The organism is Pseudofrankia inefficax, assembly GCF_000166135.1.
Classification (GTDB): Bacteria; Actinomycetota; Actinomycetes; order Frankiales; family Frankiaceae; genus Pseudofrankia; species Pseudofrankia inefficax.
In genome coordinates, this window is sequence record NC_014666.1 from 6,341,421 (window position 1) to 6,360,043 (window position 18,623).

Here is an 18,623-nt window from a genome sequence, read left to right on the forward strand (position 1 = left end):
GCCTTCTGCTGGCAGGACGCTGGTGTACGTGTGTCCTAGAGTTCCGGACGTGACCGCCTTCGCGCCGCCAACCGCCGTGCACCAGATCGACATGCGACGGGGTTCGGACGTCCGGGCCGGCGTCTACCGGTTCGACATCGGCGAGGACGTCGTCACGGGCTGGCACACTCATCACTTCCACGAGGTCGAGTACGCGATCGAGGGTGTCGCGGAAGTCGAGACCGAGTCCGCGCGATTCCTGCTGCCGCCGCAGCAGGCCATGTGGATACCCGCGGGCGTGGCTCATTGCCCCACCCTGACGAGGGTCAAGACCGTGGCGGTCTTCTTCGACCCATCCATGGTGCCCGGGACCCACGACCGGGCCAGAACCCTGGCCGCCGCCCCCGTCATTCGCGAGATGATGATCTATGGCGAACGCTGGCCGATCAACCGGCCTTCCGGTGACGCGACGGCGGACGCCTACTTCGAGGTGCTGGCCACTCTCGTCTTCGACTGGCTCGACCACGAGATTCCGCTCAGCCTGCCCACCACGACCGACCCCGTCGTCAGTGCGGCCATGGACTACACGAATGCCCATCTGGACCAGGTGGAGCTCTTCGACGTCTGCCGCGCCATCGGGGTATCAGACCGGTCGCTGAGGCGGGCCTTCTCGGCCGTCACCGGAATGGCCTGGCGCGACTATCTCCTGCAGAGCAGGCTCATGCGGGCGATGGCCATCCTGGCCGAGCCGGGCCCGACCATCCTGGAAACCGCCACCAGGGTCGGCTTCGGAAGCGTCAGCGCGTTCACCCGGGCGTTCCGGCGGCACACGGGCGAAACCCCGACGTCCTACCGGCGCCGGGTGCTGGCGGGCCGAGAGCGTTCGACGGTCTCGCGTTGACCGGGAACACGAGTCCGGCCGCCGGGTGAGCCCGGCGGCCGGATCGGTGTGAGGCAGGGCTACCGCCCCGCGGTGGGTCAGACCCAGCCGGGCATCGGGTAGTTCGCGGTGAGGTCGCGGACCTCGCCGGCGATCTGGGCCAGGACGGCCTCGTCGCCGTCGGCCGCCGCCTTGACGGCCTGGTCCATCCACGCGGCGATCTGGGCCATCTGCTCCGGCCCCATGCCGCGGGTGGTGACGGCGGCGGTGCCCAGCCGCAGGCCGGACGGGTCGAACGGCTTGCGGGTGTCGTACGGGACGGTGTTGTAGTTCAGCTCGATGCCGGCCCGGTCGAGCGCCTGGGCGGCCGGCTTGCCCCCGATGCCCTTGCTGGTCAGGTCGACCAGGATCAGGTGGTTGTCGGTGCCGCCGGACACCAGGTCGAAGCCACGGTCGGCGAGCGCGGTGGCCAGCGCCGCCGCGTTCGCGACGATCTGGTGGGCGTAGGCGCTGAACTCGGCGGTCGCCGCCTCGCGCAGCGCGACCGCGATGGCCGCCGTCGTGTGGTTGTGCGGGCCGCCCTGCAGGCCGGGGAACACCGCCTTGTCCAGCGGCGCGGCGTGCGCGGCGTCGGACATCAGCATCGCGCCGCGCGGGCCGCGCAGCGTCTTGTGCGTGGTCGTCGAGATGACCGGGGCGTGGCCGACCGGCGACGGGTGCGCGCCACCGGCGATCAGTCCCGCGATGTGCGCGATGTCGGCGACGAGCACGGCGTCGACCTCGGCCGCGATCTCGGCGAACGCCGGGTAGTCGATCGTCCGCGGAATCGCGGTGCCGCCGCAGAAGATGACCTTCGGCCGCTCGGCCAGCGCCACCTGGCGGACCTCGTCCAGGTCGACCCGGCCGGTGTCCTGGCGGACGCCGTACTTGACGCTGCGGAACCACTTGCCGGTGGCCGAGACCGACCAGCCGTGGGTGAGGTGGCCGCCCATCGGCAGCGCCATGCCCATGACGGTGTCGCCGGGCTGCAGGAAGGCCAGGTAGACGGCCAGGTTGGCCGGCGAGCCCGAGTAGGGCTGGACGTTGGCGTGCTCGACGCCGAACAGCGCCTTGGCCCGCTCGATCGCCAGCGTCTCGATCGGGTCGATGAACTGCTGGCCCTCGTAGTAGCGCTTGCCGACGTAGCCCTCGGAGTACTTGTTCGTCAGGACCGTGCCACTCGCCTCGAGAACCGCGTTCGAGACGTAGTTCTCCGACGCGATCAGGCGAATCTTCTCGTACTGGCGGCGGGCCTCGGACTCGACCAGGTTCGCGATCTCCGGGTCGGCGCTGGCCAGGTCACGGATCGATGGCTGGTGCATGGGAAGACCTCCAGGAAGTGGCTGCCCGGCCCGCCCGCGTCCACACGGCCGGTTCCGCCAGCGGTGCCTGGCAGGAGTGTCGGTTTCGCGTGGGCCACCGGCGGACGATCGCGCTGCGGGCAGGAGTCGTCCGGCCGACGGCACCAGATAGCCGGTGCCGCTTCGGCGGCACCCAGGCGCACGGTGCCTCGCCGATCGGTCGCTTCCCGGTGGTTGATTCCACCCGAGCACGCCAGTCGCGACTCACCCCGAAGTCTAGCCGGTCGCCCCTCAGGAGCAGACGGTGCCGGGCTTCGGTACGACGAGATTCACCAGGTAGTCATCCACCGCGTCGTGGACGCACGTGCTCGGTCCCTCGTAGGCGCCGTGCGTGTACGAGCGCCACGTCAGCAGCACGCCGCTGGACAGCTGGGACGCGAGCGAGCGCGCCTCCGGGTACGGCGTCGCCGGGTCGCCGGTGGTGCCGACCAGCAGGATCGGCGGAGCGCCCTTGGCCAGGAAGGGCCCGGTGTAGCGGGAGGCCGCCCGGACCTTCCAGAAGGCGCAGGTCAGCCCGCCGAGGGCCAGCGTGTAGCCGATCCGGGGCGCCGCGACGGCCAGCCGCGCCGCGAAGCGCCGGTAGGCCGCGAGATCCGTCGGGTAGCTCTGGTCGGCACAGTTGATCGCGGTGTTGGCGTCGAACGAGTTGTCGTAGCTGCCGTCGGGCCGCCGGCCGGACTGCTGGTCGGCCAGCGAGAGCAGCACGGAGCCGTCGTTCGCCGTGTCGGCCAGCCCCAGCGCCAGCGCCAGGATCGGCCACTGCTGCTGGCTGTACAGCAGTTGCAGGACGGCGGAGGTCAGCACGCCGCTGTCGACCGGGCGGGTCGTGTCGACGTCCTTGCCCTGGGCGTAGATCGGGTGTTTCGCGATCCGGGCGACGAGCCGGTCGTAGTGGCCGAACGGGTCGCCGTCGCCGAAGGGGCAGGTGGTGTCGCGGGCGCAGGCGGTGAGGAAGGCGCTGAGCGCGGCGTCGAAGGCCTTGGCCTGCAGCAGGGTCTCCGCGAAGGGATCGGTGGTCGACATCCTCGGGTCGACCACCGCGTCCAGCACCAGGGCACGCAGGTGAGTGGGGAACAGCGCGGCGTAGGTGGCGCCCAGCTCCGACCCGTACGAGGCGCCATACGCGGTGAGCCGCCGGTCGCCGAGCGCGGCGCGCAGCACGTCCACGTCGCGGGCCGCCGCCTCCGTCGACAGGTAGGGCAGCATCCTGCCGCTCCAGCGCTCGCAGCCCTCGGCGACCCCCCGGTCCGACGCCGCCGTCCCGCCGAACCCGGCGGGCACACTCCCCTCCGTCGATCCCGGGACGGCCCGGCGCGCCGGCACGCCCACCAGGACGTCGGTGAGCTCCGTGGCCTTCTGGGCGTCGGTCAGGCAGCGGACCGGCGCGCTCGCGCCGACCCCCCGCTGGTCGAACCCGACGATGTCGAACCGGTCACCCACCACGGTGTCGAACAGCTGCGGGTACGTCTTGATCGAGTTGACGCCCGAGACGCCCGGCCCGCCCTCCAGGTAGACCAGCGAGCCGATCCGGCGGGCGGGCTCGCGGGCCGGCCGGCGCACCACCGCGAGGCTGATCGTGCCGGCCGCCGGGTTCGCGTAGTCGAGCGGCACGGGAAGCGTCGCGCACTGCACGCCGTCGCCGCAGGCCCGCCAGGCCGACAGCCGGCCGACGCCGGTCGACGGCTCGGCCGCGCCGGCCGCCGGAACCGGCCCGGCGGCACCCGCCACGGCGATCACCAGCGCCGCCGCCCACGCTCGGGGCCGGCCGGGCAGCCGGCGCCGCATCCCACCCGCGCCCGGCCCGCCCGCGCCGGGCCCACTGGCACCGGATCCATTGGGGCCGCCGTCCTGGTTGCGCCTTGGCTGGTTCACGGGACCTCGGCTTCCGCTGGAAGGCTTGCGGTCTGTGCCAGCGGCCGGGCCACCTCCACCCGCCCGGCACCTCGACCGCCTCGACCGCAGGTCACGTTCCGTGACGACTGCGTCGGCTCCGTCCCCGGTCCCGGGCGCGGGCAACCCTCCGGCACCGGAACCGCCCGGGCCGCGTGACCCGTCCCGAGACGATCCCGGCGAACGCTCCGAACAGGCGCTGGAGCGGACGGGTTGGTGCGTTCGGAGCGTCGAACCGAGAGACTCCAGGGCATGGACTATCCCGCGATGTTCCAGACGCAGGCCGAGGCGCTCATCGACGCCGCGGCGGGGAACCTCGACGCGCCCGTGCCGTCCTGCCCAGGCTGGGACAACCGCCGGCTGGTCAGCCACGTCGCCCGGCTGCTGGCCTCCACCGCGGCGCACCTGCCACGCGGGGTGGTCGACCCGCCGGCGTTCACCGAGCGGCCGCCGGCACAGGACGAGGCGCTGGTGGCGCACTACCGGGCGTCGCTCGCCGCGACCCTGGCGGCGTTCCAGGCCGTCGATCCGGCTGCTCCCGCCTGGAACTTCACGAACGCGCCGCAGGTCGCCGGTTTCTGGCCGCGCCGGCTGACTCACGAGCTGCAGATCCACGCCTGGGACGCGGCGAACGCGGTCGGACCGGCGCCCGAGCTCGATCCGGCGCTGGCCGCGGACGGCATCGACGAGGTGCTGCGGGTCCTGCTGCCGGCGGCCCGCGCGGCCGGGCTCACCTCCCACGCCGAGGGCACGGCGCACGTCCACCTCACCGACCCGCTGTTCACCGGGACGCCGTCGGTCACGGACGAGGCCGCCGCGCCGCCGGCGCCGAGCGGTGAATGGATGGTCGCGCTGGCCGGGGACTCGGTCGAGGTCAGCGAGGGGCACGAGAAGGGGGACGCGGGCCTGCGTGGCCCCGCCGGCCCGGCGCTGCTGGCGATCTGGGGTCGGACCGGCTTCGACGGCCCCGGCCTCACCGCCTTCGGCGACCAGGACCTGCTGACGGCGCTACGGCCCGGCCGCTGACGCCGACCCCCTGGCCCGGGTGACGGGCGGCCGGCCCGCCGGCCAGATCAGGAGCCGAAGTTGGCCTGGATGCGCTGCAGAAGGTAGTCGCGCGCCGTGATGTCCGGATAGCGCCCGGACGGGCTGGAGATGACGACGTCGGTGTTGGCCTGGGCGAAGAACGCCAGCGAGTAGCGCGGCCCGGCGTACTCACCGGGCACCGGTAGCCGCACCCGGTGGAACGTCGAGGGCAGCGCGTCGTCGCTCCAGCGCATCAGCATGTCGCCGATGTTGCAGGTGATGGCGTCCGCCGTGGCCGGGACCGACGTCCACCGCTCGGCGTCGGCCTCCTTGCCGGGCAGGACCTGCAGGCCGCCCTCGCCCTCGCGCTGGAACAGCAGGGTCAGGCAGTCGAAGTCGGTGTGCGCGCCGGCCCGCCAGAGCCCCGGCGTCGCCTGGGCCTCGGGCGGCACCGGGAAGTAGTGCAGCAGCCGCAACGTGCTCTGGTAGGTCGGCGCGGCCGGGTCGTGGGCGGCGGTGAAGAAGTCACGCGGGAAGCCGAGCCGGTCGGCGAAGCAGGACAGCACGAGCGTCGCCACCTCCCAGCACCGGCGCTCGAAGCCGAGCATCGTCGCGGCGAAGCCGTCGAGCTCCGCGTCGGTCGGCCACAGCCCGGCCATCCGCGGCCGGGTGACCTGGTAGGACTCCTTCTGGTCCGGGGTGCCGGTCGAGGGACGGATCTGGGTGAGCTTCTCCCAGCCGGCGTTGGTGCCCTTCAGCAGCGCGTACTGGCCCTTGACCTCGTCCGGCAGGGCGAACAGGGCCTCGGCCGCGCCGAAGGCCCGCTCGACCTCGGCGAGGTCGATCCCGTGGTCGACGAGCTGGAAGAACCCGATGTCGGCCGCGGCGGACCACAGCTCGCCGGTGATCGCCTCGCGCCGGGTCTCGACGTCGCGCAGCGAGACCCGCCGGATCTCCCGGTCGGTCGCCTCGGTCCCGGCGCCTCCCATCCGGCTCTCGCGCGCCAGTTCGGTCAGGGCGTACTCCGGTGTGGTCATCACGTCGCTCCAGGTCGGACGGCTCGGCGGCGCGCACCGCCCCTTTCTAGGTTGGGCTGGGGCGTCTGGCTCCGCCGGGGTTTCTACCCATGGCCTGCGACACAGTCGCGGGCTACCCGCCAGGCCGGGTGCCGCGCAGGTGCCGGCCCGCGGCCGTCGTGACCGCGGCGGTCAGCCGGTCGAGCAGCGGGGAGTCGAGCCGCCAACGCTGCCAGTAGAGGGGGACGTCGACGTGGGTGTCGGTCAGGGTCACCAACCGCCCGGTGGCGAGGTCACCGTCCAGCTGGGCGTCGGGCAGCATGCCCCAGCCGAGACCGAGCCGAACCGCCTCGTGGAAGCCAGCCGTGGTCGGCACCCGGTGCGCCGCCGGTGCAGCGGCGAGGACACCCCGCTCCCGCAGCAGCTCGTGCTGAAGGCCGTCCTTCTCGTTGAAGACGAGAAGAGGCATCCGGTCCCAGCGGTAGTCCGCCGCACCGTCGGGCGGTCCGTCCGCGCACCAGCGGGCCGCGAACTCCGGGGTGGCCGCCGGGCGGTAGCGCAGGGTTCCGAGCGGCTCGCACCGGCAGCCCTGGACGACGACCGGGTCGCTGGTCACCGCGGCCAGCGCCTCGCCGCCGCGCAGCAGCCCGGCGGAGAACGCCTGGTCCTCGACGTGCAGGCGCAGCACGACGTCGTCCCAGCGCGCGACCTCGGCGACGACGTCGCGGAACCAGGTCTCGAGCGAGTCCGCGTTGACGGCCACCGACAGCTCGACCCGGGCCGACGGGCGGCCGCCGAGCGCCTCGACGGCCTCGGCGTGCAGCAGCCTGGTCTGGCGCGCGAGCCGCAACAGCGCCTCGCCGGCGGTGGTGGGCCGACACGGCAGCGAACGCCGCACGAGAACCTGCCCGGCGGCCGACTCCAGTGCGCGGATCCGCTGGCTGACGGCGCTCGGCGTCAGGTGCAGGTGGCGGGCGGCGGCGTCGAAGCTGCCCAGCTCGACGATCGCCACGAGCGTGGCCAGCTGGGCGGGCGGCAGCTCCAGGTCCATGAAGTGATGCTAATGAATCTGAAGAATCTTTCGCTGGTCTTCATAGGGGCCGCGACCTAGCGTGGCCGCCGTGCTCGCCGCCGCCACCACCGGTCTGCTGACCGGGTTCTCGCTGATCGTCGCCATCGGGGCGCAGAACGCCTACGTCCTGCGGCAGGGGCTCGCCCGCGACCGCGTCGGGACGGTCGTCGTGATCTGCGCCGGCTCGGACCTGGCCCTGATCACGGCCGGGGTAGGCGGCGTCGCCGGCCTGCTGGCCCGCGCCGCGCCGCTGCTGGTCGCCGTCCGCTGGCTTGGCGTCGCCTTCATGCTGTGGTTCGCCGCCACCTCGCTGCGGCGGGCCGCGCGCCCGCGCGCCAACCCGGCGGGTGGCCAGCAGTCGCCAGGTCCGCTCGGTGACCCTGGACCTTCCGGCCAGGACCTGGCCGCCGGCAGAACGGCCGTCGCCGCGCGTGCCGCGGCCTTCACCTGGCTGAACCCGCACGTCTACCTCGACACCGTGCTGATACTCGGCACCGTCGGCGGCCGGGATGGCCCGACGGGACGATGGTGGTTCGCCGTCGGGGCGGGCCTCGCGAGCATCGTGTGGTTCGCCAGCCTCGGTTACGGCGCCCGCCTCGTCTCGACCGTGTTGGCCGGCCCGGCGACCTGGCGCGTCCTCGACCTGGCGATCGGCGTCACGATGCTGTTCGTGGCGGCCCGGCTCGCCTTCGGCTGACCCTCAGCGCGACCCACGGGACAGCAGCTGCTCGACCCGGCCGACCGGGAGTGCCTGGGCGTGGTGGTTGTCGCGACCCGTCAGCGAGGTGGCGGTGGTGAGGACGTTGACGACCGCCTCCTCGACGGCCTGCACCGCCGCCTCGTAGAAGGCGTCGAGCCGGCCCCAGGGGATGAACCGCAGGGCCGCGTAGTCGTCGGCGGTCGGGTCCGCCGTCGGGAAGGCGCTGGTCAGGGCACCGCGGTTCGCGGTGGAGAAGGCGAGGACGAGGTCGCCGGAGAAATGCGAGCCGGTGGTCCCGGTGCGGGCGAGCCCCAGCGGCGCGCGGCGGGCCAGCGACGCGCACTGGCCGGGCAGCAGCGGCGCGTCGGTCGCGAGGACCGCGATGCAGCTGCCGGCGCCGGGGGGCGCCGCCCAGTCGCCGTCCCACCCGCGTGCGCCGGCATCGGCGTCGGCGTCGGCGAGCAGGCGACCCACCGGAACACCGGCGATCCGCAGCTCGTCGCGGCGGCCGAAGTTGGCCTGGACGAAGGCGGCCACGGTATAGGTGTCCGGGCCGTAGGGCACGATCCGGGACGCGGTGCCGCTGCCGCCCTTGAAGCCGTAGCACATCATTCCGGTGCCGCCGCCGACGGCGCCTTCGGGGACCGGCCCGCCGACCGCCGCGTCGATCGCGGCGACGGCGTGGGCCGGGGTGACATGCGCCCCGTTGATGTCGTTGAGGTAGCCGTCCCAGGTCTCGGCGACGACCGGGAGCAGCCAGCCGCGGGCCAGATCCGGCCGGTTGGCGACCACCCAGTCGATCACGCCGCGGTGACAGGGGCCGATGGCGTGGGTATTTGTGATCATGACAGGCAGCGAGAGGCTTCCGGTCTCCGCCAGCCAGGCGTTGCCCGTCATCTCGCCGTTGGCGTTAAACGCGTGCACACCGGCGGCGACGGCCGAGCCGATCCCGCCGCGGCCGGCCGGCAGGATCGCGGTGACCCCGGTCCGCACCGGCCCGTCGCCGACCCGCAGCGGCCCGTCACCGCTGATCAGCGTCGTGTAGCCGACCTCGACGCCCGGGACGTCGGTGATCGCGTTGAACGGTCCCGGCGTCCCGTCGAAGGGGATGCCGTGCTCGCGGGCCCGTCGGCGAGGCTCAGCCACGAGTCTCGATCCTGCCGGGCCGGGCCGGGTGGCGACAGTCCTGCGCCGCCGATGTGACCAGGCGTGCCTCGGCATCCCCCGCCTGGCCGGGACGAGGCCTGATAGCAAGTCGGGTATGCGCCTGACGACCGAACGCGGCACGACCGCCGTCCTGCACGACCTCGGCGGGGTCGGCCCGGGGGCCGGGCCGGCCGTGCTGATCTGCCATGCGACCGGGTTCTGCGGCCAGGCCTACCGGCAGCTCGCCCACCAGCTGGGCCCGCGGGCGCACGTGTGGGCGCTGGACCTCCCCGGCCACGGCGAGACCCCACCGCCGGCGGACGGTGACTTCGACTGGCGCCGTTGGACCGCCGAGGTGACCGCCGCCGTCGCGGCGATCCGGGCGACGGGCGCGGCGACGGTGCACGCCGTCGGGCACTCGATGGGCGGCGCCGTCGCGCTCGCCGCCGAGGTCGACCGGCCGGGCCTGTTCGCCTCGGCCTACCTCTACGAGCCGGTCGTCACGGCCACGCCCGCCCCGGCGTCGGGTACCAACGTGCTCGCCGGCGGAGCGCGCCGGCGGCGGGCGGAGTTCCCGTCCCGGGCGGCGGCGCTGTGGCGCTACTCCTCGCGCCCGCCGCTGGGCGACCTGACCGCGCAGTCCCTGGCCGCGTACGTCGAGCACGGCTTCACCGACCTGCCCGACGGCACGGTCGTGCTGCGCTGTCTGCCGGAGCACGAGGCGCTGACGTTCGAGGCGAGCGGGCGGATCACCTACGAGACCGTCGCGGCGGCGAAGCTCCCGGTGCTCATCGCCGTGGGCGCGGCGGAGCCGGTAGTGCCGCCGGCCACGTTCGCCCCGGGGCTCGCCGCCGCGCTGCCGGCCGCGACGCTGACCTCGCACGCCCATCTGGGCCACTTCGGGCCGTTGCAGGCACCGGCCGTGATCGCCGCCGACATCCTGCGTCACATCCTCGACCTGCGGTAGCCATCGCCGGCCGCCGAGGGGGACGATTCGCGGGTGACCGCGGCGACTGAGCGAACAAGCGACCCGGCGGAGCGCGTGTGGGACCCCACCCGGGCATTCGGGCTGATCGAGCCGCCTCCGCTGGCGAGCGCGACCCTCATCCGCGACGAGTTCCTGCGCCTGGACACCGCGCGCCAACAGGCCGGCTGGGCCAAGGCCCAGGTCGTCGTCCTCGACGCCACGGGGCGGACCCCGGTCGAGCTGCCGGCGCCGCCGGCGGTCCGGCGCCCGGGCGAGCTGGGCGACGCGGGCGACGGCCGGGCCCGGCTGGTGACCCGCCCGGCGACCGAGCTGGGTGACACCCCGCCGCCCGCCGCGGTGCTGCTCGGCGAGGCCGACGGCGTCCTCTACTGGGCGCAGCGCGTCGAGCCGGCCGAGCCCGCGGGGGACGCGCGCTGGCTGAGCCTGTTCACGGTCGGCGGGGAGCTGGCGCCGCTGGACGCCGCCCTGCTGACGACCGCGATCGCGCTGCTGACCTGGCACGACCGGGCCCGGTTCTGCGCCAGGGACGGCTCGCTGACCCGGCCGACGAAGGCCGGCTGGGCGCGCGAATGCGCCGCGGAGAACCACGAGGAGTTCCCCCGCACGGACCCGGCGATCATCTGCCTGGTCCACGACGGGGCCGACCAGGTGCTGCTCGCCCGCCAGACCACGTGGCCGGCCGGCCGGATGTCGGTGCTCGCCGGCTTCGTCGAGGCAGGCGAGTCGTTGGAGGCCTGCGTCGCCCGGGAGATCGCCGAGGAGGTCGGCGTCGACGTCCGCGACGTCGGCTACCTGGGCAGCCAGGCCTGGCCATTCCCCCGCTCGCTCATGGTCGGCTTCCAGGCCGTCGCCGACCCGGCGCAGCCGATCCGGCTGGACGGCGCCGAGATCGCCGAGGCGAGGTGGCTGCGCCGCGGCGACCTGGTGGAGGCGCTGAAGCGTGGCGACTGGGGCGTGCCGGCCGACGACGGCCAGCTGTTGCTGCCGGGCCGCATGTCGATCGCCCGTACGATGATCGAGTCCTGGGTCGCGGCCGGCTGACCGGTCCGGCCCGGGTCAGGCCTGGGTCGCCGGGGCCTGGGGCGCAGAGACCTCGACGCCGAAGCCGGCGAGCAGCCGGCGCAGCGTCCTGGTCGGCAGGCCGATGACGTTGTCCAGGTCGCCGTCGACGGCGGCGACCAGCCGGCCGCCGAGCCCCTGGACCGCGTAGGCGCCGGCCTTGTCGAACGGCTCGCCGGACGCGACGTAGGCCCTGATCTCGTCATCGGCGAACGCGCGCATCCGCACCGTGGACGTCGCCGCCTCCTGCCGAAGCACGCCGGTCGCCGTGTCCAGGACGGCGAGCCCGGTCACGACGCGATGGGCCCGCCCGGACAGCCGGCCGAGCGTCGCGAACGCCGCGGCCTCGTCGGCGGGCTTACCGAAGATCGTCCCGTCGAGCTCGACCACGGTGTCCCCACCGATCACGAGCGCGTCGGTCACCCGTCCGGCCACCGCCTGGGCCTTGCGGCGCGCGAGCTGGAGCGCGAAGTCCGCCGGGCCGTCGTGGCCGGCGACCGTCTCGTCGACGTCGCTGGTCAGCACCTCGAACGGGATCCCCATGGCCGCGAGCAGCTCGCGGCGGCGCGGCGAGCCGGACGCGAGCACGATCCGTCTGGCGCGCATCGGGCTCCTCTCCTTCCGGGGACCTGGCGCGGCGGTCAGCCCTCGGGTGCCGAGGAGCGGGCGCCCGCGGGCAGGTCGCGAATCGTCATTCTCGCGTAACCCACGGGGTTTCCTCCGCAGATACCTTGTTTCTCGCTAGGACGCGCCCCGTCGACGTGGCGTGGATCCGCCCTCGGTCCGGAGCCGCTGGAGCCTGACGTGACGATCGACGGAAGCGCCCCCCTCACCGACCCCAACGGCGCGGCCACGCCCGCCCAGCCCGATCTCGCCGCGCAGGCCCGGGCGGACGGGATCCGGTTCATCCTCGCGATGTTCGTCGACCTCGTCGGCAAGCCGTGCGCCAAGCTCGTGCCGATCGAGGCAGTCGACGCGCTGGTCACCGACGGCGTCGGGTTCGCCGGCTACGCGGTCGGGGCGATCGGCCAGCAGCCGTCCGACCCCGACCTGATGGTCATCCCGGACCCGGCCAGCTACACCCCGCTGCCCTGGGTCAAGGAGGGTCTGGCTCTGGTGCACTGCGACCCGCATGTCGAGGGGCGGCCCTGGCACTACGCGCCGCGGGTGATCCTCAAGGCGCTGCTCGCCGCCGCCCACGAACGGCGCCTGGAGCTGTTCGCGGGCGCGGAGGTCGAGTACTTCCTCGTCGACCGGGGCGCGGACGGCGTGCTGCGGCTGGCCGACCCACTCGACGTCGCGGCCCGTCCCTGCTATGACGCCCGGGGGCTGACCCGGATGTACGACCACCTCACCGAGGTGTCGACGGCGATGAACGCGCTCGGCTGGTCGAACTACGCCAACGACCACGAGGACGCCAACGGCCAGTTCGAGCAGAACTTCGCCTATGCCGACGCGCTGACCACGGCCGACCGCGTCATCACCGCCCGCTACCTCATCTCGGTGCTGGCGGAGCGGCGTGGCATGACGGCGACGTACATGCCCAAGCCGTTCGCCGACCGGACCGGCTCCGGTATGCACCTGCACCTGTCGCTGTGGCACGCGGGCACGCCGCTGTTCCCGGCCGGCGACCCCGACGCGCCGTTCGGCCTGTCCGACGTGGCCCACCGCTTCCTCGCCGGCGTCCTGGAGCACGCGCCGGCCCTGCAGGCGGTGCTCGCGCCGACGGTCAACTCCTACAAGCGCACCGGCGCCACCTCGACCCGGTCGGGCGCGACCTGGTCGCCGCGCCGGGCCAGCTACGGCGGCAACGACCGCACCCACTACGTGCGCATCCCGGACGGTGACCGCATCGAGCTGCGCGGCGGCGACGGCTCCGCGAACCCCTACCTGGCGCTGGCAGCGGTGCTCGCCGCCGGGCTCGACGGCGTCGAGCGCGCGCTGGACCCCGGCCTGCCCGGCGACGGCGGCCCGGTCCGGCCGGACCTGCCGCCGACCCTGCTGCACGCGGTGGAGGCGCTGGGCGCCGACCCGGTCGTCACGGCAGGGCTGGATGCCGCCGGGCCTGGCGTCGCCGACTACTTCGCGGCTCTCAAGCGCGCCGAGTTCTTCGAGTGGCACTCCGCCGTCGGCCCCTGGGAGCACGACCGCTACCTGACCGCCTTCTGAGCCGCTCGCCTACCACTCCCTGACCGAGCGGGTCAGGCACGACGGGTGGAGGACCGACCATCGAAAGGAGGCGGGGCCTGTGTGCGGGATCGTCGGGCTCCATCTGCGCGACCCGGAGCTCTACCCCCAGCTCGGCCGCCTGTTGGAGACCATGCTGGGCCAGGTCGCCGAGCGTGGTCCCGACTCGGCCGGCGTCGCCGTGTACGGCGACCGCCGCCGCTGCCCGGAGGGTCACACCGCCGTGTCGGTGCTGCTGCCAGGTGACGGCCAGCTCTCGGACGCGGCCCGGGCGGACCTCGGCACCGCCGTGCGGGCCGCGCTGGCGGGCACCCCGGAGATCCTCGTGACGGCGGCCGGGGCGACCACCGTCCTCGCGGCGCCCGTCGCCCTCGACGCGCTCGGGGACGCGGTCCGCCGGTCCGCCCCGGACGCTCTCGTCGTCGGCGCGGGCCGGGACCTGACCGTCTACAAGGGCATCGGCAGCCCGCGGAGCCTCGCCAGGACCTACGACCTGGCGAACGCCCAGGGCTGGCAGGGCCTGGCGCACACGCGGATGGCCACCGAGTCGGCCGTCGTCCCGGAGGGCTGCCACCCGTTCTCGGTCGGCCCGGACCAGTGCCTCGTGCACAACGGCTCGTTCGCGAACCACGCGACGATCCGCCGGGAACTGATCGCCGAGGGCGTCCGGTTCGACTCGGAGAACGACTCCGAGGTCGGCGCCCGGTTCGTCGCGGCCCGGCTCGCCGAGGGCGACGACCTGGACAAGGCGCTGCGCCTGCTCTGCGAACGGTTCGACGGCTTCTACACGCTGCTCGTCACCAGCGACGACGGCTTCGCGGTCGTGCGGGACGCCATCGCCTGCAAGCCCGCGATCATCGCGGAGACCGGCGCCTGGGTCGCGATGGCCTCGGAGTTCCGGGCGCTGGCCGACCTGCCCGGCATCGACACCGCCCGGATCTACGAGCCCGAGCCCGAAAGGGTCTACGCATGGCGCCGCTAGCCGGTCAGACCGCCGGCATCGTCACGGTCGACCTGGCCACCAGCTCGTTGCGGGCGCTGAACGGCGAGCTGCACGCGCCGACGGGGTGGCGCTACGAGGTGCTGCACCCGCAGGGAGCGCACGCGATCGCCGCCGGGGTCCGGGTGCCGCTGACGATCGACGTGCGCGGCCACGCCGGCTACTACTGCGCCGGCATGAACGACGGGGCGACGATCACTGTGCACGGCAACGTCGGCACCGGCGTCGCCGAGAACATGATGTCCGGCGTCGTGCGGGTCCGCGGGGACGCCTCGCAGTCGGCCGGCGCGACCGGGCATGGCGGCCTGCTGGTGATCGAGGGCTCCGCGTCGATGCGCTGCGGGATCTCGATGAAGGGCGTCGACATCGTCGTCGGCGGCGGCATCGGACCGATGAGCGCGTTCATGGCGCAGGCCGGGCGGCTGGTGGTCTGCGGCGACGCGGGCGACGGCCTCGGCGACTCGATCTACGAGGCGCGGGTCTACGTGCGCGGCAGGGTCGGCTCCCTCGGCGCGGACTGCGTCGAGAAGGAGCTGCGCGCCGAGCACGCCGCGGAGCTCGCCGCGCTGCTCACGGCCGCCGGCCTCGAACCGGCCGGCGAGCTCGCGCCCGAATGCTTCCGCCGGTTCGGCTCGGCCCGCCGGCTCTACCACTTCGCCGCGGGCAACTCGGCCGTCTACTAGGAGGGCTCCATGGCTGCATCACCTGGGGCCAAAAACGGGCCCACATCCCCTGGGCCCAGGACCGGGCCCACACCACCTGGGGCCACCAACGGGCCCGACCCGGCCTCGCTCGGGCTGCGGGAGTCGCACACCTTCGACCGGGCCACGATCGCCAGCATCCAGCGCGCCGCGGCGACCGGGGTCTACGACATCCGTGGCGGGGGCGCCAAGCGCCGGCTGCCACACTTCGACGACCTGCTGTTCCTGGGCTCGTCGATGTCGCGGTACCCCCTGGAGGGCTACCGCGAGCGGTGCGGCACCGACGTCGTCCTCGGCGACCGCAACGCCCGCTACCCGCTGCGCCTGGACATCCCGGTGACCATCGCCGGGATGAGCTTCGGCGCGCTGTCGGCCCAGGCGAAGGAGGCGCTCGGCCGGGGTGCCAGCGAGGTCGGCACCTCCACCACCACGGGCGACGGCGGGATGACGCCCGAGGAACGCGGCCAGTCCAAGCACCTCGTCTACCAGTACCTGCCGTCCCGCTACGGCATGAACCCGGCCGACCTGCGCCGGGCCGACGCGATCGAGGTCGTGCTCGGCCAGGGCGCCAAGCCCGGCGGCGGCGGCATGCTGCTGGGCCAGAAGATCTCCGACCGGGTCGCCGAGATGCGCACCCTGCCGGCCGGGATCGACCAGCGCTCGGCCTGCCGGCACCCGGACTGGACCGGCCCCGACGACCTGGCCATCAAGATCCTGGAACTGCGCGAGATCACCGACTGGGAGAAGCCGATCTACATCAAGATCGGCGCGTCGCGGACCTACTACGACGTGAAGCTCGCGGTCGCCGCCGGCGCCGACGTGGTCGTCGTCGACGGCATGCAGGGCGGGACGGCCGCCACCCAGGACGTCTTCATCGAGCACGTCGGCATCCCGACGCTGGCCGCGATCCCGCAGGCCGTCCAGGCTCTGCGGGAGCTGGGCCTGCACCGCAAGGTCCAGCTCGTCGTCTCCGGCGGGATCCGGACCGGGGCCGACGTCGCCAAGGCGATGGCGCTCGGCGCCGACGCGGTGGCGATCGGCACCGCGGCGCTCATCGCGCTCGGCGACAACGACCCGCGCCACGCCGAGCAGTACGCGGCGCTCGGCTCGGCGGCCGGCTTCTACGACGACTACCAGGACGGCCGCGACCCGGCCGGCATCACCACCCAGGACCCGGACCTCGCCGCCCGGCTCGACCCGGTCGAGGGCGGCCGGCGGATCGCCAACTACCTTCGGGTGCTGACGATGGAGGCACAGGCCATCGCCAGGGCCTGCGGCAAGTCGCACCTGCGCAACCTGGAGCCCGAGGACCTGGTCGCCCTCACCATCGAGGCCGCCGCGATGGCCCGGGTCCCGCTCGCCGGCACCAGCTGGATCCCGGGGCAGGGGCTGTGAGCCCGGCCGCCGACGTCGTGATCATCGGCGGTGGGCTGGAGGGCACGTCGGCGGCCTGGAACCTGACCCGGCGCGGCGTCACCGACGTCGTCGTCTGTGAGCGGGCCACGGTCGGCTCCGGAGGCACCGGGAAGTCCAGCGGGATCGTGCGCTGCCACTACGGCGTCTCGTCACTGGCCGCGATGGCGACGAGCAGCCTGGAGGTGTTCGAGAACGCCGCCGAGCTGCTCGGCACCGAGATCGGCTTCCACCAGACCGGCTACGTCGTCGGCGTCGGCGAGCCCAACGTCGACGCGCTGCGGACCAGCCTCGCCGCCCAGCGCGCCGTCGGGGTCGACACCGAGGAGATCGACGCCAGTGCGGTCGCCACGCTGTGGCCGGCGGCCCGGCTCGACGACTTCGCCGCCTTCGCCTGGGAACGGCGTGGCGGGTACGGGGACGCCTACTCGACGGCGCAGGCCTATGCGGCGGCGGCCCGCCGCGCCGGGGCGACGGTCCGACAGGGCTGCCCGGTCGCGCAGATCCTCGTCGCCGGCGGCCGGGCCACCGGGGTGCGGCTCGCGGACGGCTCGACGATCGGGGCCGGCACCGTCGTGCTCGCGGCCGGGCCCTGGTCCGTCCCGCTCCTGGCGGCGCACGGGCTCGACCTGCCGATCACGGTGCACCGCGAGGAGATCGTGCTGATCGACCCGGGCGTCGACCTCGGTGTCGTCCCGGTGCTCTCGGACCTGGTGTCGCTGCAGTACGTCCGGCCGGAGGCGTCCGGGGCGATCCTGTTCGGCAACAGCGACCTGTCCGTCCCGTCGCCCGCGGACCCGGACACGTACTCCAACCAGGCGACCGAGGCGTGCCTGGAGCGGGCCGCGGCCAAGCTGTCCCACCGTTTCCCCGGCCTCACGGGCGCGGGCGTCACGAGCTGCTACGCCGGCTGCTACGACGTCACCCCGGACTTCAATCCGGTGATCTCGGCGAGCCCGATCGAGGGACTGATCATCGCGGCCGGCTTCAGCGGCCACGGTTTCAAGATCTCACCGGCGGTCGGGCGGCTGGTCGCGGACCTGGTCGTCGACGGCCACAGCCACGACCCGCGGATTCCCGCGTCCGACTTCCGGTTCACCCGCTTCGCCGAGAACGACCTGTTGCGCAGCCCCCATCCCTACGTCGGCGCGGGTGAGATGCGCTGACCCGGCGGCTCGTGCCTGGCCCACGGCGCCCCCAGGCCGCCCGGCCGCTCGACCGGGAGCCTCTCCTGGCCGCCGACCCCTATCCTTCGATCATGGACGGCCAGCGTGCGTGACGACGAGCCCGAGGATCTGCCAGCCGAGCCGGCGGCGGGCCCGGCGGCCCGGGAGGTCGACGCGGCCGCGTCGCAGGAGGGCCGGCTCGAACGGCTCATCGCGGCCCAGGTACGCCGGCTGCGCCAGGGCGCCGGCCTCACGCTCGCTGAGCTGGCCACCCGCAGCGGCATCTCCAAACCCATGCTCTCCAAGATCGAGAACGCGAACACCAGCTGCAGCCTGACGACGCTCGCCCGGCTGGCCGACGCCCTCGACGTACCGGTCACCGCGCTGTTCCGCGGCGCCGACGACCAGCGCGAGGCCGTCTTCACCCCGGCCGGCGCGGGAGGCAGGATCGTCGCCCGCGGCACCCGGGTCGGCCACGACTACACGCTGCTCGGCGGCCTGCGCGGCCCGCACAAGCGGATGGAGGCCCATCTGGTCACACTGACCGAGCGCAGCGAGACCTTCCCGCTGTTCCAGCATCCAGGCACCGAGCTGCTCTACATGCTCGACGGCGAGATGGTCTACGGCCATGGCGGTTCCAGCTACACCCTGCGCCCAGGCGACGCCCTCCAGCTCGACGGCGAGGGCGTCCACGGCCCTCAGGAGCTGATCTCCCTGCCCATCCGGTTCCTGTCCGTCGTCGCCTACGGCACCTCGGAGGAGCCCCAGTAGCGGCCCCTCGGGCAGCCCCAGCCCAGCCATATGCCATGGTGTCCCGGTCCCTGCGGCCCTGCCCAGTCAGGCGCCATGCCGTCATGATCGCCGTTTCGGCCCTGCGGTGGTCGTGGAGACGCCCTCGTCGCGACCATCCCAGGGCCAAAACCCCGATCAAGGTCACGCCAGAGCACCGAGTCACTCGGGCTTCTCGCACGGGTTTGACTGCGACGTCAAAGTTGCAGTT

The 18,623-nt window shown here is 73.8% G+C and carries 17 protein-coding genes and 1 riboswitch; of the genes, 11 read left to right on the plus strand and 6 right to left on the minus strand.

Annotated elements, in window-relative coordinates; genetic code table 11:
• The first annotated feature begins 22 nt into the window (after positions 1-22).
• Positions 23-880, plus strand: coding sequence for an AraC family transcriptional regulator (locus FRAEUI1C_RS25560; protein ID WP_013426257.1), 858 nt, complete (start codon positions 23-25; stop codon positions 878-880).
• A 77-nt stretch (positions 881-957) separates the two neighbouring features.
• Here FRAEUI1C_RS25560 and glyA read toward each other — a convergent pair whose 3' ends face one another.
• Both glyA and FRAEUI1C_RS25570 read right to left on the minus strand, forming a co-directional pair.
• Positions 958-2,220 carry a serine hydroxymethyltransferase gene (gene glyA / locus FRAEUI1C_RS25565; RefSeq protein ID WP_013426258.1) on the minus strand — a complete coding sequence of 421 codons (1,263 nt, stop codon included), beginning with the start codon at positions 2,218-2,220 and terminating at the stop codon, positions 958-960.
• 163 nt (positions 2,221-2,383) lie between these two features.
• Positions 2,384-2,470: riboswitch (ZMP/ZTP riboswitch) on the minus strand.
• A gap of 20 nt (positions 2,471-2,490) precedes the next feature.
• Positions 2,491-4,131, minus strand: coding sequence for an alpha/beta hydrolase (locus FRAEUI1C_RS25570; RefSeq protein ID WP_013426259.1), 1,641 nt, complete (start codon positions 4,129-4,131; stop codon positions 2,491-2,493).
• A 270-nt stretch (positions 4,132-4,401) separates the two neighbouring features.
• Here FRAEUI1C_RS25570 and FRAEUI1C_RS25575 point away from each other — a divergent pair, with 270 nt between their 5' ends.
• Positions 4,402-5,175: a maleylpyruvate isomerase family mycothiol-dependent enzyme gene (locus FRAEUI1C_RS25575; protein ID WP_013426260.1), complete on the plus strand. Its 774-nt coding sequence runs from the start codon at positions 4,402-4,404 to the stop codon at positions 5,173-5,175.
• A 47-nt stretch (positions 5,176-5,222) separates the two neighbouring features.
• On the opposite strand, the gene FRAEUI1C_RS25580 is transcribed toward FRAEUI1C_RS25575, so the two are convergent.
• Positions 5,223-6,212, minus strand: coding sequence for an isopenicillin N synthase family dioxygenase (locus tag FRAEUI1C_RS25580; protein WP_013426261.1), 990 nt, complete (start codon positions 6,210-6,212; stop codon positions 5,223-5,225).
• A gap of 112 nt (positions 6,213-6,324) precedes the next feature.
• Complete coding sequence (locus FRAEUI1C_RS25585) at positions 6,325-7,242, minus strand: LysR family transcriptional regulator ArgP (RefSeq protein WP_013426262.1); 918 nt, start codon at positions 7,240-7,242, stop codon at positions 6,325-6,327.
• A 70-nt stretch (positions 7,243-7,312) separates the two neighbouring features.
• Here FRAEUI1C_RS25585 and FRAEUI1C_RS25590 point away from each other — a divergent pair, with 70 nt between their 5' ends.
• Positions 7,313-7,960, plus strand: coding sequence for a LysE/ArgO family amino acid transporter (locus FRAEUI1C_RS25590; RefSeq protein WP_041261430.1), 648 nt, complete (start codon positions 7,313-7,315; stop codon positions 7,958-7,960).
• 3 nt (positions 7,961-7,963) lie between these two features.
• Here FRAEUI1C_RS25590 and FRAEUI1C_RS25595 read toward each other — a convergent pair whose 3' ends face one another.
• Complete coding sequence (locus tag FRAEUI1C_RS25595; RefSeq protein WP_013426264.1) at positions 7,964-9,109, minus strand: DmpA family aminopeptidase; 1,146 nt, start codon at positions 9,107-9,109, stop codon at positions 7,964-7,966.
• Between the two features lie 115 nt (positions 9,110-9,224).
• Here FRAEUI1C_RS25595 and FRAEUI1C_RS25600 point away from each other — a divergent pair, with 115 nt between their 5' ends.
• Together FRAEUI1C_RS25600 and nudC are read left to right on the plus strand one after the other, a co-directional pair.
• The gene (locus FRAEUI1C_RS25600) at positions 9,225-10,076 is read left to right on the plus strand and encodes an alpha/beta fold hydrolase (RefSeq protein ID WP_013426265.1); all 852 of its coding nucleotides are present in this window, start codon (positions 9,225-9,227) and stop codon (positions 10,074-10,076) included.
• Between the two features lie 33 nt (positions 10,077-10,109).
• Positions 10,110-11,138 carry an NAD(+) diphosphatase gene (gene nudC, locus FRAEUI1C_RS25605; RefSeq protein WP_013426266.1) on the plus strand — a complete coding sequence of 343 codons (1,029 nt, stop codon included), beginning with the start codon at positions 10,110-10,112 and terminating at the stop codon, positions 11,136-11,138.
• Between the two features lie 15 nt (positions 11,139-11,153).
• On the opposite strand, the gene FRAEUI1C_RS25610 is transcribed toward nudC, so the two are convergent.
• The gene (locus FRAEUI1C_RS25610; RefSeq protein ID WP_013426267.1) at positions 11,154-11,762 is read right to left on the minus strand and encodes a Maf family protein; all 609 of its coding nucleotides are present in this window, start codon (positions 11,760-11,762) and stop codon (positions 11,154-11,156) included.
• 198 nt (positions 11,763-11,960) lie between these two features.
• Between FRAEUI1C_RS25610 and glnT the strand changes: the two genes are divergently transcribed.
• The 6 genes from glnT (at position 11,961) to FRAEUI1C_RS25640 (ending at position 18,394) form a co-directional block, all read left to right on the plus strand.
• Positions 11,961-13,325 carry a type III glutamate--ammonia ligase gene (gene glnT, locus FRAEUI1C_RS25615; protein ID WP_013426268.1) on the plus strand — a complete coding sequence of 455 codons (1,365 nt, stop codon included), beginning with the start codon at positions 11,961-11,963 and terminating at the stop codon, positions 13,323-13,325.
• 79 nt (positions 13,326-13,404) lie between these two features.
• Positions 13,405-14,325 carry a class II glutamine amidotransferase domain-containing protein gene (locus FRAEUI1C_RS25620; protein ID WP_013426269.1) on the plus strand — a complete coding sequence of 307 codons (921 nt, stop codon included), beginning with the start codon at positions 13,405-13,407 and terminating at the stop codon, positions 14,323-14,325.
• Positions 14,313-15,026 carry a glutamate synthase gene (locus tag FRAEUI1C_RS25625; RefSeq protein ID WP_013426270.1) on the plus strand — a complete coding sequence of 238 codons (714 nt, stop codon included), beginning with the start codon at positions 14,313-14,315 and terminating at the stop codon, positions 15,024-15,026. Before FRAEUI1C_RS25620 ends, FRAEUI1C_RS25625 begins: the two co-directional genes overlap by 13 nt.
• A gap of 9 nt (positions 15,027-15,035) precedes the next feature.
• Positions 15,036-16,439, plus strand: coding sequence for an FMN-binding glutamate synthase family protein (locus tag FRAEUI1C_RS25630; RefSeq protein WP_013426271.1), 1,404 nt, complete (start codon positions 15,036-15,038; stop codon positions 16,437-16,439).
• Positions 16,436-17,623 (plus strand): NAD(P)/FAD-dependent oxidoreductase, encoded by a 1,188-nt coding sequence (locus tag FRAEUI1C_RS25635; RefSeq protein ID WP_013426272.1) that lies wholly within the window; start codon positions 16,436-16,438, stop codon positions 17,621-17,623. Before FRAEUI1C_RS25630 ends, FRAEUI1C_RS25635 begins: the two co-directional genes overlap by 4 nt.
• Before the next feature lie 105 nt (positions 17,624-17,728).
• Positions 17,729-18,394, plus strand: a complete 666-nt coding sequence (locus FRAEUI1C_RS25640) for a helix-turn-helix domain-containing protein (RefSeq protein ID WP_013426273.1) — start codon at positions 17,729-17,731, stop codon at positions 18,392-18,394.
• The last annotated feature ends 229 nt before the right edge of the window (positions 18,395-18,623 follow it).

Bases quoted from the DNA above. Each gene is read 5' to 3' on its own strand.
- glyA (WP_013426258.1), bottom strand. From the start codon at position 2,220: ATGCACCAGCCATCGATCCGTGACCTGGCCAGCGCCGACCCGGAGATC.
- FRAEUI1C_RS25575 (WP_013426260.1), top strand. From the start codon at position 4,402: ATGGACTATCCCGCGATGTTCCAGACGCAGGCCGAGGCGCTCATCGAC.
- FRAEUI1C_RS25580 (WP_013426261.1), bottom strand. From the start codon at position 6,212: ATGACCACACCGGAGTACGCCCTGACCGAACTGGCGCGCGAGAGCCGG.
- FRAEUI1C_RS25585 (WP_013426262.1), bottom strand. From the start codon at position 7,242: ATGGACCTGGAGCTGCCGCCCGCCCAGCTGGCCACGCTCGTGGCGATC.
- FRAEUI1C_RS25600 (WP_013426265.1), top strand. From the start codon at position 9,225: ATGCGCCTGACGACCGAACGCGGCACGACCGCCGTCCTGCACGACCTC.
- FRAEUI1C_RS25610 (WP_013426267.1), bottom strand. From the start codon at position 11,762: ATGCGCGCCAGACGGATCGTGCTCGCGTCCGGCTCGCCGCGCCGCCGC.
- FRAEUI1C_RS25625 (WP_013426270.1), top strand. From the start codon at position 14,313: ATGGCGCCGCTAGCCGGTCAGACCGCCGGCATCGTCACGGTCGACCTG.
- FRAEUI1C_RS25630 (WP_013426271.1), top strand. From the start codon at position 15,036: ATGGCTGCATCACCTGGGGCCAAAAACGGGCCCACATCCCCTGGGCCC.